Source organism: Kitasatospora sp. NPDC051705 (assembly GCF_044453265.1).
In the GTDB taxonomy this organism is placed as follows: domain Bacteria; phylum Actinomycetota; class Actinomycetes; order Streptomycetales; family Streptomycetaceae; genus Kitasatospora.
The window spans coordinates 110,982-125,252 of sequence record NZ_JBITCO010000012.1 but is presented as its reverse complement, the minus strand read 5'-3'; the positions used below and the strand labels follow the sequence as shown (position 1 = coordinate 125,252).

The 14,271-nt window shown below is 73.9% G+C and carries 14 protein-coding genes; 12 read left to right on the top strand and 2 right to left on the bottom strand.

The window, feature by feature from the left end; all coding sequences use genetic code 11:
• Positions 1 to 4: 4 nt before the first annotated feature.
• Entirely contained in the window at positions 5 to 481 is a 477-nt protein-coding gene (bcp, locus tag ACIA8Q_RS17750) for a thioredoxin-dependent thiol peroxidase (RefSeq protein WP_360209484.1), read from the bottom strand.
• A 147-nt stretch (positions 482 to 628) separates the two neighbouring features.
• Here bcp and ACIA8Q_RS17745 point away from each other — a divergent pair, with 147 nt between their 5' ends.
• The 3 genes from ACIA8Q_RS17745 (at position 629) to ACIA8Q_RS17735 (ending at position 2,778) form a co-directional block, all read left to right on the top strand.
• Entirely contained in the window at positions 629 to 970 is a 342-nt protein-coding gene (locus ACIA8Q_RS17745) for a DUF3618 domain-containing protein (protein ID WP_360209481.1), read from the top strand.
• Positions 971 to 1,167: 197 nt separating this feature from the next.
• The gene (locus ACIA8Q_RS17740) at positions 1,168 to 1,470 is read left to right on the top strand and encodes a co-chaperone GroES (RefSeq protein WP_049655715.1); all 303 of its coding nucleotides are present in this window, start codon (positions 1,168 to 1,170) and stop codon (positions 1,468 to 1,470) included.
• A 126-nt stretch (positions 1,471 to 1,596) separates the two neighbouring features.
• On the top strand, positions 1,597 to 2,778 hold the full coding sequence (locus tag ACIA8Q_RS17735; RefSeq protein ID WP_360209478.1) for a winged helix DNA-binding domain-containing protein: 1,182 nt from the start codon (positions 1,597 to 1,599) through the stop codon (positions 2,776 to 2,778).
• A 34-nt stretch (positions 2,779 to 2,812) separates the two neighbouring features.
• Here ACIA8Q_RS17735 and ACIA8Q_RS17730 read toward each other — a convergent pair whose 3' ends face one another.
• Positions 2,813 to 5,191 carry a transglycosylase domain-containing protein gene (locus tag ACIA8Q_RS17730; protein ID WP_396317426.1) on the bottom strand — a complete coding sequence of 793 codons (2,379 nt, stop codon included), beginning with the start codon at positions 5,189 to 5,191 and terminating at the stop codon, positions 2,813 to 2,815.
• 246 nt (positions 5,192 to 5,437) lie between these two features.
• Here ACIA8Q_RS17730 and ACIA8Q_RS17725 point away from each other — a divergent pair, with 246 nt between their 5' ends.
• The 9 genes from ACIA8Q_RS17725 to ACIA8Q_RS17685 all read left to right on the top strand — a co-directional run bounded on the left by ACIA8Q_RS17725 (position 5,438) and on the right by ACIA8Q_RS17685 (position 14,178).
• A complete protein-coding gene (locus ACIA8Q_RS17725; RefSeq protein ID WP_363365205.1) occupies positions 5,438 to 6,307 on the top strand; it encodes an ABC-2 family transporter protein in 870 nt (289 codons plus the stop codon).
• Positions 6,300 to 7,202: an ABC transporter permease gene (locus tag ACIA8Q_RS17720; RefSeq protein WP_396317425.1), complete on the top strand. Its 903-nt coding sequence runs from the start codon at positions 6,300 to 6,302 to the stop codon at positions 7,200 to 7,202. Before ACIA8Q_RS17725 ends, ACIA8Q_RS17720 begins: the two co-directional genes overlap by 8 nt.
• A gap of 26 nt (positions 7,203 to 7,228) precedes the next feature.
• On the top strand, positions 7,229 to 8,188 hold the full coding sequence (locus ACIA8Q_RS17715; protein ID WP_360209469.1) for an ATP-binding cassette domain-containing protein: 960 nt from the start codon (positions 7,229 to 7,231) through the stop codon (positions 8,186 to 8,188).
• Between the two features lie 154 nt (positions 8,189 to 8,342).
• The gene (locus ACIA8Q_RS17710) at positions 8,343 to 9,638 is read left to right on the top strand and encodes a DUF445 domain-containing protein (protein ID WP_387901473.1); all 1,296 of its coding nucleotides are present in this window, start codon (positions 8,343 to 8,345) and stop codon (positions 9,636 to 9,638) included.
• A 66-nt stretch (positions 9,639 to 9,704) separates the two neighbouring features.
• On the top strand, positions 9,705 to 10,772 hold the full coding sequence (locus ACIA8Q_RS17705; protein WP_396317424.1) for an adenosine deaminase: 1,068 nt from the start codon (positions 9,705 to 9,707) through the stop codon (positions 10,770 to 10,772).
• A 193-nt stretch (positions 10,773 to 10,965) separates the two neighbouring features.
• Entirely contained in the window at positions 10,966 to 11,523 is a 558-nt protein-coding gene (locus ACIA8Q_RS17700; protein WP_360209461.1) for a toxin-antitoxin system HicB family antitoxin, read from the top strand.
• Between the two features lie 122 nt (positions 11,524 to 11,645).
• Complete coding sequence (locus tag ACIA8Q_RS17695) at positions 11,646 to 12,485, top strand: DUF4097 family beta strand repeat-containing protein (protein ID WP_360209458.1); 840 nt, start codon at positions 11,646 to 11,648, stop codon at positions 12,483 to 12,485.
• Complete coding sequence (locus tag ACIA8Q_RS17690; protein WP_387901468.1) at positions 12,485 to 13,411, top strand: ATP-binding cassette domain-containing protein; 927 nt, start codon at positions 12,485 to 12,487, stop codon at positions 13,409 to 13,411. Before ACIA8Q_RS17695 ends, ACIA8Q_RS17690 begins: the two co-directional genes overlap by 1 nt.
• The gene (locus ACIA8Q_RS17685; protein WP_360209452.1) at positions 13,408 to 14,178 is read left to right on the top strand and encodes an ABC transporter permease; all 771 of its coding nucleotides are present in this window, start codon (positions 13,408 to 13,410) and stop codon (positions 14,176 to 14,178) included. The genes ACIA8Q_RS17690 and ACIA8Q_RS17685 overlap by 4 nt, the downstream gene beginning before the upstream one ends.
• Positions 14,179 to 14,271: the final 93 nt, after the last annotated feature.

The window sequence follows — 14,271 nt, the reverse complement described above, 5'->3', positions numbered from 1 at the left end:
TGCGTCAGGCCGTGCCGACCTCGAGGTCGCGCAGCAGCTTGGCGACGTGCCCGGTGGCCTTGACGTTGTAGAGGGCGCGCTCGACCTTGCCCTGCTCGTCCACGATCACCGTGGAGCGGATCACGCCGACGTAGGTGCGGCCGTAGTTCTGCTTCTCGCCGTAGGCGCCGTAGGCCTGCAGCACCGTGTGGTCGGGGTCGGAGAGCAGGGTGACCTTGAGGTTCTCGGCCTCCCGGAACTTCCCGAGCTTCTCGGGCTGGTCGGGGGAGACGCCGATGACGTCGTAGCCGGCGCCGGCGAGGACGTCGAGGTTGTCGGTGAAGTCGCAGGCCTGCTTGGTGCAGCCCGGGGTGAGCGCCTTGGGGTAGAAGTAGACGATCACCTTGCGGCCCAGGTGGTCGGCCAGGGACACCTGGTTGCCGTCGGCGTCGGGCAGGCTGAAGGCGGGCGCGGTGTCGCCGGGCTGGAGACGCTCACTCACGGTCGGACTCTCCTGATGCTGGGGCGGTCGGTCGTACCACGGCAAACTTACCCCTGATGGTGGGTGGGGCCGCGCGGCCGTGCTCGGCAGCTGACAGACTGGGTCAGTCGCACAGGACAACATCGGTAAGTGAATGGGGTGGCCCGAGTGGGCGAGGCGAGCACGCAGGACAAGTCGGCGAGGACGACCGCCCAGATCGAGGCGGACATCGCCCGGACCCGCACCCAGCTGGCGGCGACCCTCGACGAGCTGGCCGTGCGCGTCCACCCGAGCACGATCGGCGCCCAGGTGAAGGCGCGGGCCGCGGCCGCGGTCGAGGAGAAGGCCGGCCGGGCGTACGTGGCCGCCAACGGTCTGGTGGAGCGGGTCCGGGCCGAGTTCGTGGACGAGAAGGGGCGGCCGCGCAAGGAGCGGGTCGTGCCGGCCGCGCTCGTGGGCGTCGGCCTGGTGCTGCTGGTGGCCTCGTCCCGCAAGCGGCGCAAGGGCTGACCGGGAGCCGTGCGCAGGGCCGGGCGCGGGCCGCGCCCGGCCCTGCGCACGCCGGGCCAGCGTCACGCTCCGGGCCCGGGGGCGGTACCTTCGGGACCGTGAGTACGAACGACGAACCGACCCCGCAGTCCGCCTCCGCCGCCTCCGGGGGCGACCACCCGCGGCACGACCGGCTGGGCGAGAAGCTGCCGATCCGGATGCTGCACGACCGCGTGCTGGTGCGGATCGAGGGCGGCGAGGGCGAGCGCCGCTCGACCGGCGGCATCCTGATCCCCGCGACCGCGGAGCTGTCGAAGCGCTGCACCTGGGCGGAGGCCGTCGCGGTGGGCCAGAGCGTGCGCTCGGTGGAGCCGGGCGACCGCGTGCTGTACGACCCGGAGGACAAGCTGGAGGTCGAGGTCCGCGGCGCGACGTACGTGCTGCTGCGCGAGCGGGACCTGCACGCCGTGGCGGCGACCCGCTTCGGCGACACCGAGGGGTCGACCGGGCTGTACCTCTGACTCCGCTCCCGTTCCGGAGCCCCTGACCCGTGCCCGCACCGCCCGCCGGCGGCCGGTGGGCGACGCGCCCCCTCCCGCGACCCGGGAGGGGGCGCTCCTGTCGGTGGCGGGGGTTATGGTCCGCCCATGAGCAGGCGTGTGCCGGTGATCGGTGTGGAGGAGCGTCGGGCCCGGGTGGGGCGGCGCCAGCTGCTGGCGCCCGCGGGGCGGGCGGCGAGGGTGGAGCAGGTGGCGGACGCGGTGGTGGGGCTGCACGCCTCCGATCCGGCGACGGTGTACCTGTCGGCGTGCGCCCGGTTGGCGGCGCCGTCCGCGGCGGAGGTGGACCGGGCGCTGTACGAGGACGTCACATTGGTGCGGCTGCTGTCGATGCGGCGGACGCTCTTCGCGGTGACGGAGGGCTTCGCGCCGTACGTGAGCTCGTCGACGGCGCGGGCGATCGCGGCGCGGGAGCGGGCGACGCTGCTCAAGCACCTGCGGGACCACGCCGAGGGCTGGGACGAGGCGAGGCTGGCCGGGGCGGAGCGGGCGGCGCTGGCCGCCCTGGCGCTGCGCGGCGAGGCGACGACGAAGGAACTCGCCGACGACGTGCCGGAGTTGCGCGAGACGATGCTGATGTCGGCGGGCAAGCCGTACGAGGCGCGGCAGAGCGTGGGCAGTCGGCTGCTGCGGCTGCTGGCCGCGGACGGGCACGTGCGGCGGGGGCGGCCGCGCGGCTCCTGGCTGAGCAACGTCCACCCCTGGGCGCCGGTGCCGCAGTGGCCGGACGTGCCGGTGCGGGAGGCGAAGGCGGAGGTGGTGCGGCGCTGGCTGGCCTCGTACGGCCCGGCGACGGTGGACGACGTGAAGTGGTGGACGGGCTGGACGCTGGGGGACACCCGCCGGGCGCTGGCGGACGTCGGCGCCGAGGACGTGGAACTGGCGGGCGGGGCCGCCGCGCTGGTGCTGCCGGGGGACACCGGGCCGGTCGCGGAGCCGGAGCCGTGGGCGGCGCTGCTGCCGGCGCTGGACCCGACGGTGATGGGGTGGCGCGGGCGGGACTGGTACCTGCGGCCGGAGGACGTGCCGGCGCTGTTCGACCGGGCGGGCAACGCCGGGCCGACGGTGTGGTGGTGCGGCCGGGTGGTGGGCGGCTGGGCGCAGCGGCCGGACGGCGAGGTGGTGTGGCGGCTGTTCGAGGACGTGGGGGCGCAGGCCGGTGCGGCCGTGGCGGCCGAGGCGGCGCGGCTGTCGGGCTGGTTGGGGGAGGTGCGGGTGACGCCGCGGTTCAGGACACCGCTGGAGCGGGAGCTGGTGGCCGCCCGCTAGGGCCGGGGCTGCCGGCCCGCCCCGGCCGGGCGGCTCACTGGGGCGGCGGCGTCGCCGAGGTCGCCGGCTTGGTGGCGGGTGCGGGGGCCGTGGCGGTGGGCGGGTCGGTCGGGCGGGTGGGCCGGGTCTGGGTGGGCTTGGGGGCGGGGCTGGGCTGGTCCTGGGTGGGGGTGGGCTGGGGGGCCGGCGGGCTGGGGGCGGCGGGGCTGGTCGGCGTGGGCCCGGGGGCGGGGTCGCCGCCGGTGGGGGCGGGCGCGCTGGGGGCGTGGGTGGGGGTGTCGTGCGCGGGGGTGGTCGCGCTGGGGGTGGTGCCGGGGGTCGCGGCCGCGGTGGCGGGGGCGGTGGTGGCGCTGCCGGTGCCGGTGGGGGTGGTGCTGCTGTTGGGAGTGAGGTCGGGCGCGGGGGCGTCGTGGTCGGTCTGCAGGTCGAACTGCTGGGTGGGGGTGCCCTGGAGGGCGGCGGTCATGTAGGCGGTCCAGATCCGGGTGGGGAAGGTGCCGCCGTTGATGCGGGTGAGTCCGGCCGTGCCGGCCAGCGGTTCCTTGGCGTGGGTCTTCGGGTTCTCGCGGAACAGGCCGACGGTGGTGGCGAGTTCGGGGGTGTAGCCGGCGAACCAGGCGGAGAGGTTGGAGTCGGTGGTGCCGGTCTTCCCGGCGGCGGGGCGGCCGAGGTCGAGCGCGGCGGCGCCGGTGCCGCGGGGGCTGACGACGTCGCGCAGGACGTCGGTGACGGCGTCGGCGAAGCCGCGGCCGATGGCGGTGACGGGGGTGTGGTCCGGCATCTTGGGGATGTCGACGGCGCCGCCGCTGTGGACGCGTTCGAGCTTCTGGACGGACCAGGGCGCGGTGGCGTCGCCGTGGTTGGCGAGGGTGGCGTAGGCGCCGGCCAGGTCGAGGGCGCTGGGGGTGGCGGTGCCGAGGGTCATCGAGGTGTTGGCCGGGTCCATGCCGCGGACGCTGTCGGGGATGCCGAGCTTGATGGCGGTGTCGCGGACGCGGGCGAGTCCGGCGTCGACGCCCTCCTGCGCGTACACGGAGTTGACGGACTTCACCATGGCGTAGCGCAGGGTGATGTTGCCGTAGTCGACGTCGTCCTCGTTGGGCGGTGCGTAGGGGGTGGGGCCGCCGGTGACGGGGCGTTCGCTGGCGCCGTCGTAGCGGCTCTCGGTGGTGATCGGCCGCCCGTCGAGGGTGTGCTGGGCGATGAGGCCGGCGGCGAGGTCGATGGGCTTGAAGGTGGAGCCGATCTGGTTGTCCTGGCGCAGGGCGTCGTTGAAGGGCTGTTTGGCGTAGTCGGGGCCGCCGTAGACGGCGACGACGCGGCCGGTGGCGGGTTCGACGGAGGCGCCGGCGACGCGGACGTCGGTGTCGGTGGCGGGGCGGGCCCGGGGGTCGAGTTCGCCGGTGAGTTCGTCCTGGACGGCCTTGACGAAGGCCTCCTGCCGGGGCTTGTCGAAGGTGGTGGTGATGCGCCATCCGCCGGCCTTGAGGGTGGCGGCGTCGATGATCCCGGCGGAGACGAGGTAGTCGTCGGCGACGCCGACGAGGTAGCCGGCCTGGCCGGAGAGCCCGGTGGCGGGCTGCGGGTCGAGCAGCTCGGGGAAGGTGGTGGCGGCGCGTTCGGCGGGGGTGAGGAAGCCGAGCTGGACCATGCCGTCGAGGGTGTAGTTCCAGCGGGCGACGGCCTTCTCGCGGTTGGCGGGGGTGGCGGTCTTGACGTCGTAGCTGCTGGGGGCCTGGAGCAGGGCGGCGAGGTAGGCGCCCTGGGCGACGCTGAGGGCGGAGACGTCCTCGCCGTAGTAGGCGTGGGCGGCGCTCTGGATGCCGTAGGCGCCGCGCCCGAAGTAGCTGCTGTTGAGGTAGCCGGCGAGGATGTCCTTCTTGTCGCGCTGCTGGTCGACCTTGAGGGCGATGAAGAGTTCGCGGCCCTTGCGCTCGATGGTCTGGTCCTGCGTCAGGTAGTAGTTCTTGACGTACTGCTGGGTGATGGTGGATCCGCCCTGCATGCCCTTGCCGAGGAGGGTGTTCCAGCCGGCCCGGAGCATGCCCTTCAGGTCGATGCCGCGGTTCTGATAGAAGGTGCGGTCCTCGGCGGAGACGACGGCGTGCTGGGTCTGGGCGGGGATCTGGTCGATGGTGACGTCGGTGCGGTTGACGGCGCCGGTGCGGGCGATCTCGGTGGTGCCGTCGGCGTAGAGGTAGATGTTGTTCTGGGCGACGGCGTGGGCGTTGGCGTCGGGGACGGGCACGATGACGTAGAGCACGGCGAAGGCGCCGACGGCGATCAGCAGCGCGGCGATGAGGGCGCCGAGCGTGATCCGCCAGGTGGGCAGGAGCCGGCGCCAGCGGGGGAGGGCGCGGCGGGCCGCGCGGCGGGCGGCTCGTTTGGCCTGGCGCCGGGTGCTCAAGGTCATGCGGCGATTATGTGCTATTTGACGTGCGATCAGTGGTGGGGCGGCTGCGGCGTGCGCGGGAAAAACGGGTGCGGGGGCTGATCGCCGGCGGTACGGTGAAAGGTGAGAACCGCATAGCGCACCTGTTTCCGACAGCTCCGTCCGCTCGGCCCGGTACCCCCGGGGTGGGCCGGTCGGGGCCGCTGGGGTGTGCGCGGACGTCGGCCGGCACACCCGTCTGCCCGTATTTGTCGACAAGGAGACAATATGCTGAACGTCGCATCCCCCGGCCCGCGGACCGGGCGCCCGCCCGATCCCGCCGGACCGCTCCCCGTGCTCGGGCTCTACGCCGCCGTCGCCCGCGGCGCCTTCCGCCGCTACTCCGGCTACCGGGCCGCCACGCTGGCCGGCACCTTCACCAACACCGTCTTCGGCATCATCCTCGCCTCCTCCTTCCTCGCCCTCTGGCGGGCCCGCCCCGGCCTCGGCGGCTACGACGAGAGCCAGGCCGTCACCTACATCTGGGTCAGCCAGGCCCTGCTGGTCACCGTCGCGGTGTGGGGCGGCGGCTTCCAGGACGACGTCCAGGACCGCTTCCGCAGCGGCGACATCGCCGTCGACCTCTACCGCCCGGTCGACTTCCAGGGCTGGTGGCTGGCCACCGACCTCGGCCGGGCCGCCTTCCAGCTGCTGGTGCGCGGCACCGTGCCGCTGCTGGTCGGCGCACTGGTGTTCCGCACCCGGATGCCCGAACGGCCCGTCACCTGGGCGGCCTTCCTGCTCTCGGTGCTGCTCGCGGTGGTGGTCAGCTTCGGGCTGCGCTTCCTGGTCTCCGTCACCGGCTTCTGGCTGCACGACTCGGAGGGCGTGCGCTCGGTGATGCTCGTGGTCTCGATGTTCTTCTCCGGGATGCTGCTGCCGATCGCACTGTTCCCCGGCCTGCTCGGCGACCTCGCCCCGGTGCTGCCCTGGGCGGCGCTGGTGCAGGTGCCGACCGACGTCTTCCTGGAGCGCGCCACCGGCGCCGGCCTGCTCGGGCCGCTCGGCTTCCAGCTCGGCTGGGCCGCCGCCCTGCTCGCCGCCGGCCGCGGTGCCCAGTGGCTGGCGACCCGCAAGGTGGTGGTCCAGGGTGGCTGAGCCCCTCGTCGCCCCGGCCGGGCCCGCCGCGCCGCCCGCCGCGCCGCCGTCCGAGTCGCTCACCGTGGCCGCCGAGCCGCTCACCGCCCGGGCCGCCTGGGCCGTCCGCTCCTGGTGGTTCTGCGCCCGGATGTGGATGCGCTCGATGATGGCCTACCGGGCCTCCTTCGCCCTGAACCTGCTGGCCAGCCTGGCGACGCACTCGCTGGACTTCGTCGTCCTGGTGCTGATGTTCCGGCACACCGACCAGCTCGGCGGGTGGCGCCTGCCGGAGATCGCCTTCCTCTACGGCACCGCGACCTTCGCCCTCGGCACCGCCAACCTGCTGGTCGGCTCGGTCGACGGACTCGGCGTGCGGATCGTCAACGGCACGCTGGACACCATGCTGGTGCGGCCCGCCCCGGCGCTCGCCCAGCTGTGCGCGGAACGCTTCTCGCTGCGCCGCCTCGGCCGCCCGGTGCAGGCCCTGGCCGTGCTGGTCTGGTCGCTGGCCGCCCTGGACGTGCACTGGACCTGGGACCGCGTCCTGCTGGTGCCCGTCCTGCTGGTCTGCGGCAGCGTCATCTTCGGGGCCGTCTACGTCGGCGGCGCGACCGTCCAGTTCTGGTGGGGCGAGTCCAAGGAGATCCAGAACTCCTTCACCTACGGCGGCGCGACCCTGCTGCACTACCCGCCGACCATCTTCGCCAAGGAGCTGGTGGCCGGGGCGGTCTTCGGCGTCCCGCTGGCCTTCGTCAACTGGCTGCCCGCCCTGCACGTCCTCGGCCGGCCCGACCCGCTCGGCCTGCCCACCGCCTTCCAGTTCGCCTCCCCGGTGGCCGCCGCGCTGTGCGTCGCCGCCGCCGGGCTCGCCTGGCGGGCCGGACTGCGCGCCTACCGCGGCGCCGGCAGCTGACCCCTCCGACCACGCAAGGAGCACCCATGGCACTGATCGAACTCGAGGACGTCCGCCGCAGCTTCACCGTGCGGGCCCGCACCGGCCGGTTCAGCCGGGCCAAGCGCGAGGTGCGCGCGGTGGACGGGCTCAGCTTCACCGTCGAGGCCGGCGAGTGCGTCGGCTACATCGGGCCCAACGGGGCCGGCAAGTCGACCACCATCAAGATGCTCACCGGCATCCTCGTCCCCAGCAGCGGGCGGCTGCGCGTCGCCGGGGTCGACCCGGCCCGCCAGCGCGTCGCCCTGGCCCGCCGGATCGGCGTCGTCTTCGGCCAGCGCACCACCCTCTGGTGGGACCTGCCGCTGCGCGACTCCTTCGAACTCGCCCGCCGGATCTACCGCATCCCCGAGCACCGGTACCGCGAGAACCTCGGCCGCTGCGTCGAACTGCTCGACCTGGCCGCGCTGCTGGACACCCCCGTCCGCCAGCTCTCGCTCGGCCAGCGGATGCGCGGGGACCTCGCGGCGGCCCTGCTGCACGACCCGCAGGTGCTCTACCTGGACGAGCCGACCATCGGCCTGGACGTGGTCAGCAAGGCCCGGGTGCGCGGGTTCCTGCGCGAGGTGAACCGGGAGCACGGCACCACCGTGCTGCTCACCACCCACGACCTCACCGACATCGAGCAGCTCTGCGACCGGGTGATGGTGATCGACCACGGCCGGGTCGTCCACGACGGCGGTCTGGACGGCCTGCACGCCGCCGGGCGCAGCGAGCGCACCCTGGTGGTCGACCTGGCCGAGGCGCGGCCGGCGATCGAGGTGTCCGGCGCCCGGGTCGTCAAGGTCGAGGGCCCGCGCCAGTGGCTGGCCTTCCCGGCGCGGCAGAGCGCCGCGCCGATCGTCGCGGCGGTGGCCGAGCGCTACCCGCTGGTGGACCTGTCGGTGCGGGAGCCGGCGATCGAGGACGTGATCGCCCGGATGTACGCCGGGACGGCGGTGGGCTGAGCGGCGGGGCGGCGACGGGCTGACCGGCGGGGGCCGGGCGGGTGGGCTGCCCGGCGGGTGGTGCGCACGCCCGGCACGCGGGTTCCGGCGCGCGCCCGGCGCGTGATTGCGGGGCGCGCCCTCACCCGCGCCGGGCAGCGGGCAGACTGGCGGGGTGAGCGACGAAGCCTTCAGCGGGACGGGCCCCGGGGTCCGGTTCACCGCCGCCGACGAGCAGAAGAGACAGGGCGTCCGCCGGATGAAGACCATCGCGACCGGCCTGCTGGCCTTCGCGACCCTGGTCTTCGCCCTGGCCACCTGGGCCAAGGCGGCCGGGGCCGGGGCCTGGGCCGGGTACGTGGCGGCCGCCGCGGAGGCCGGCATGGTCGGTGCGCTGGCCGACTGGTTCGCGGTGACCGCGCTGTTCCGCCGCCCCTTCGGCCTGCCGATCCCGCACACCGCGATCATCCCCACCAAGAAGGACGCCTTCGGCCGCTCGCTCGGCGACTTCGTCGGGGAGAACTTCCTCTCCGGCCGGGTGGTGCGCGAGCGGCTGGCCGCGCTCGGCATCGCCCGCCGGCTGGGGGAGTGGCTGGCCGCGCCGGGCAGCGCCGAGCGGGTCACCAAGGAGGCCTCGGCGGCGCTGCGCGGCGTCCTCGCGGTGCTCCGGGACGACGACGTGCAGGCGGTCGTCGCCGAGGCGGTGACCAGGCGGGCCGCGGCGACCTCGGTGGCCGAGCCGATGGGCCGGATGCTGGGCAAGGTGGTCGCCGACGGCGGCCACCACGGCGTGGTGGACCTGGTGGCCGTCCGCGCGCACGACTGGCTGGCCGCCAACCACGAGGACGTGGTCCGCAAGGTCACCCAGAAGACCCCGGGCTGGACCCCGAAGTTCCTCGACCAGCAGGTCGGCGAGCGGGTCTACAAGGAGCTGCTGCGGTTCGTCACCGACATCCGGGACGACCCGGACCACCCGGCCCGCGGCGCGATCGACAACTTCCTCGCCGACTTCGCGACCGAGCTGCAGACCGACCCGGAGACCATCGCCCGGGTCGAGCGGGCCAAGGCGGAGCTGCTGGTCCGGCCCGAGGTGCAGGACCTGATCGCCTCCACCTGGGCGGCCGTGCGCACCCTGGTGCTGACGGCGGCCGAGGACGAGGACAGCGAACTGCGCCGGCGCATCCGCGACGGCGTGCGCCGCTTCGGCGAGCGCCTGGCGACCGACGCCAAACTGCAGGCCAAGGCCGACGGCTGGCTGCAGGACGCCGCCCAGTACCTGGTGGACACCTACCGCACCGAGATCACCTCGCTGATCTCGGAGACGGTGGCGGGCTGGGACGCCGACGACGCCTCCCGGAAGATCGAGGCCAACGTCGGCCGGGACCTGCAGTTCATCCGCATCAACGGCACCGTGGTCGGCGCCCTGGCCGGCCTGCTCATCCACACCGTCGCGGTGGCCCTGGGCGGCTGACCCGCGGCTTCGGCCTATCCTTGCCAACACCTGCCGATACGCGCGTAGAAGGAAGAGGGAACCACCGTGGTCCAGCCGGACGGAAGTCGGATCGGAAACCCCACTGGCAAGGGCGGCATCGAGGCGTTCATCGCCGGGATGCCCAAGGCGGAGCTGCACGTCCACCACGTGGGCTCGGCCTCGCCGCGGGTCGTCGCGGAGCTGGCCGCCCGCCACCGCGGCCAGTCGAAGGTGCCGACGGACCCGGCGGCCCTCGCCGAGTACTTCAGCTTCACCGACTTCGCGCACTTCATCGAGGTCTACCTGAGCGTCGTGGACCTGGTCCGCGACGCCGAGGACGTCCGCGCGCTCACCTACGGCGTGGCCGAGGACATGGCGCGCCAGAACATCCGGTACGCCGAGCTGACCATCACCCCGTTCTCCTCGGTCCGGCGGGGCATCCCCGACGTCGCCTTCATGGAGGCGATCGAGGACGCCCGGCTGCGCGCCGAGAAGGAGCTCGGGGTCGTCCTGCGCTGGTGCTTCGACATCCCCGGCGAGGCCGGCCTGGAGGCCGCCGAGGAGACCGCCCGGCTCGCCGTCGACCTGGCCCCGGAGGGCCTGGTCAGCTTCGGCCTCGGCGGCCCGGAGATCGGCGTGCCGCGTCCGCAGTTCAAGCCGTACTTCGACCGGGCGCGGGCGGCCGGCCTGCGCAGCGTGCCGCACGCGGGCGAGACCACCGGGCCGGAGACGGTCTGGGACGCCATCCGGGTGCTCGGCGCCGAGCGCATCGGGCACGGCACCCAGGCGGTCAAGGACCCGGCACTGCTGGACCACCTCGGCGAGCACCGGATCCCGCTGGAGGTCTGCCCGACCTCCAACATCGCCACCCGCGCGGTGGAGCGGATCGAGGACCACCCGATCAAGCGGATGGTGGAGGCCGGCCTGCTGGTGACCGTCAACAGCGACGACCCGCCGATGTTCGGCACCGACCTCAACACCGAGTACGCCGTCGCGGCCCGGCTGCTGGACCTGGACGAGTCCGGGGTGGCGGCGCTGGCGCGCAACGCGGTCGAGGCGTCCTTCCTGGACGTGGCCGGCAAGGCCCGCCTGGTCGGCGAGATCGACGCGTACCTGGCGGGCTGGCGGGCCTGACCGCCGGCCGTTCGCCCTGGTGGACCGCCCCGTCGGCTTCGGCCGGCGGGGCGGTTCCCGTTGTGGCGCCGGCCCGGTCGGGACGTGGCGCCGGGCCCGCGCGTGACGTGGTGCCGGACCCCTCCGCCGGGTGGCGCCACAGTGGTGCCATTTATGTCTCGACATGGCGCCACCGCTGTGCCATGCTTCTGGCATGGACCTCACGCCGTACGTAGAGAACCTCCGGAACGAGCTCGCCGCGGCGGCCGACGCCGGCGGGGACGAAGCCCGCGCGCTGGCCGAGCGGCTGACGCTCCCGCTGGAGTCCGCCGTGCGGCTCACCCTGCTCAACGCGCTCTCCGCCGCCATGGGCGAGGTCACCCGCGACCTCGCGCCGGGCTCGGTTGACGTCCGGCTGCGCGGGCTGGATCCGGAGTTCGTGGTCACGGTGCCGCCCGGCACCGGCGGCTTCCACGGCGATGTGCCACCCGTGGTGCCGTCGGTGGCGCCGGTGGTGCCACCGGTCTCCTCTCCGGTGCCGGAGGGCGACGAGAGCGGCACCGCCCGGATCAACCTGCGACTGCCCGCGAACCTCAAGGCCCGGGCGGAGGACGCGGCCGGGCGGGAGGGCCTGTCCCTCAACGCCTGGCTGGTCCGGGCCGTCGCCGGCGCGATGGAGGGTGGCCAGCCGGGCGTCCGCCCGGCCGCCGACCTCGGCACCCGCGCCCCGCGCGGCGGGGGCGGCCAGGGCTTCACCGGCTGGGTCCACTAACGCCCCCCCACACCTCCCCACACCTCCCCACGCCTTCGCACCACCGAGCACCCTGCACCTTCCACGTCACCCCCGCTCCGACCAGCGGGAACACCACCACGAGTCAAGAGGACGGGACAGCCATGCCTACGTACGAGACCGACGGACCGATCTCCGCAGCCCTCGAGTTCGAGATCGGCTCGGTGTGGGTCCGCGCGAGCAAGCGCACCGACACCGTGGTCGAGGTCCGGCCCGCCAACGCGGCCAGGGAGGCGGACGTCAGGGCCGCCGAGCTCACCCAGGTCGACTTCTCCGGCGGCCGGCTCACCCTCAAGGGCCCCAAGCAGCGCACCGTGTTCTCCAACAGGAAGGGCTCGATCGAGGTCCTCGTCGAGCTGCCGGCCGGTTCCGAGGTGCACGCCGACTCCCCGATGGCCGACTTCGTCGCCGAGGGCCCGCTCGGGGACTGCCGGGTGAAGACGTCCATGGGCCGGATCCAGCTGGACCGGGCCGAGGCCGTGCGGCTCAAGACCGACATGGGTGACGTCCGGGTCGGCACCGTCACCGGGGACGCCGAGGTGTCCGGCGGCGGCCGGATCGAGGTCGGCTCCGTCGGGGGCCGGCTGACGGTCAAGAACAGCAACGGCGACACCGAGATCGACGAGGTGCGGGGGGAGCTGGTGGCCAACGCCTCCAACGGCCGGATCCACGTCGGCCTCGCCGGTTCGGGCGTGGACGCCAAGTCGGCGAACGGCCACATCCGGCTCGGCCGGGTGGTCCGCGGCAAGGTCACCCTGCAGACCAGCGTCGGGGACGTGGAGATCGGAATCGCGGAGGGCACCGCGGCCTGGCTCGACGTGCACAGCAAGTTCGGCGGCGTCCGCAACTCCCTCGGCGAGGCGGAGGGCCCGGGCGACGCCCGGGAGACGGTCGAGGTCCGCGCGCAGACCCAGGTCGGCACCGTCGTCGTCCGGAGGGCCTGATGGCGGCCGTCTCCGCGCGCGGGCTGACCAAGTCCTACGGCGACAAGGCGGTGCTGAACGGGGTCGACCTGGAGATCCCCGCGGGCAGCGTGTTCGCCCTGCTCGGGCCGAACGGCGCAGGCAAGACCACCACCGTGCAGATCCTGTCCACGCTGCTCCCGGCGGACGGCGGAACGGCCCGGGTGGCCGGGTACGACGTGGCCGCGCAGGCCGACGGGGTGCGGCGGTCGATCGGCGTCACCGGCCAGTTCTCGGCGGTGGACAACCTGCTCACCGCCGAGGAGAACCTGCTGCTCATGGCGGACCTCCACCACCTCCGCCGTCGGGAGGGGCGGAGGCGGGCCGAGGGCCTGCTGCGGCGGTTCGACCTGACGGAGGCCGCCCGCAAGCCGGTGTCCACCTTCTCCGGCGGCATGCGGCGCAAGCTCGACCTGGCGATGACCCTGGTCGGGGACCCACAGGTGATCTTCCTCGACGAGCCGACCACCGGGCTGGACCCGCGCAGCCGGCGCACCATGTGGGAGATCATCCGGGGGCTGGTCGGCGAGCAGGGGGTGACGGTCCTGCTCACCACCCAGTACCTGGAGGAGGCCGACCAACTCGCCGACCGGATAGCCGTCCTGGACGGCGGCCGGATCGTCGCCGAGGGCACGGCCGAGGAGCTCAAGCGGATCGTCCCCGGCGGCCGGATCCGGCTCCAGTTCGCTGACCCGGGCCACCTGGACGCGGCCGCCCGGCTGTTCGAGTACGCCACGGCCGACGCCGAGGCACTGCGGCTGGAGATCCCGGGGGACAACTCGGTGCTCACCGTGAAGGCCGTGCTGGACGCGCTCGACAACGCGTCGGTGCGGGCCGAGTCACTGGTCGTGGAGACGGCCGATCTGGACGACGTGTTCCTCACGCTCACGGGGGAGGGCGCGCGATGAGCGCGATGACGAGCTACGCGGTCAGCGACTCGCTGACCATGCTGCGGCGCAACCTCAAGCGCGCGCAGCGGTACCCGGCGATGACCTTCTCGGTCGTGGTGATGCCGGTGATGATGCTGGCGCTCTTCAACTACGCCTTCGGCGGGGCGCTGGGGCTGGGGATCGGCGGCGGAAGCTACATCGACTACGTGACGCCGGGGATCGTGCTGATGACGGCGACGGCGGGCTCGGTCGCCACGGCGGTCGGCGTCTGCGTCGACATGACGGAGGGCATCGTCAACCGCTTCCGCACGATGGCGATATCGCGGTCGGCGTTCCTGGCGGGGCACGTGATCGGCAGCGTCATCCAGACGGTGATCGCGCTGGTGCTGGTGACGGGTGCGGCCTTCGCCATGGGGTTCCGGTCGAGCGCCGGGCCGGTGGAGTGGCTGGCCGCGGCAGGGCTGCTGCTGTTCGTGACGCTGGCGCTGACCTGGATATCGGCGGGGATCGGGCTGGTGTCGAAGACCCCGGAGAGCGCCAGCAACACGCCGCTGCCGCTGACCTTCCTGCCCTTCATCGGCAGCGCCATCGTCCCGCCGGACTCGATGCCGACGGTGCTCCGCTGGTTCGCCGAGTACCAGCCCTTCACCCCGATCATCGAGACCCTGCGCGGTCTGCTGATGGGCACCGGGATCGGCTCCAGCGGCTGGATCGCTCTGGCCTGGTGCACCGGACTGACGCTGCTCGGCTACCTCTGGTCGCGGAGCGTCTTCCACCGGCGGTGACGGGGGTACGGCCGGCGGCCGCGGCCCGGGTGACGGCGAGACCGTCACCCGGGCCGTCGGCGGATCCGGTCGGTCGGGTCATCGGTGGTTCCG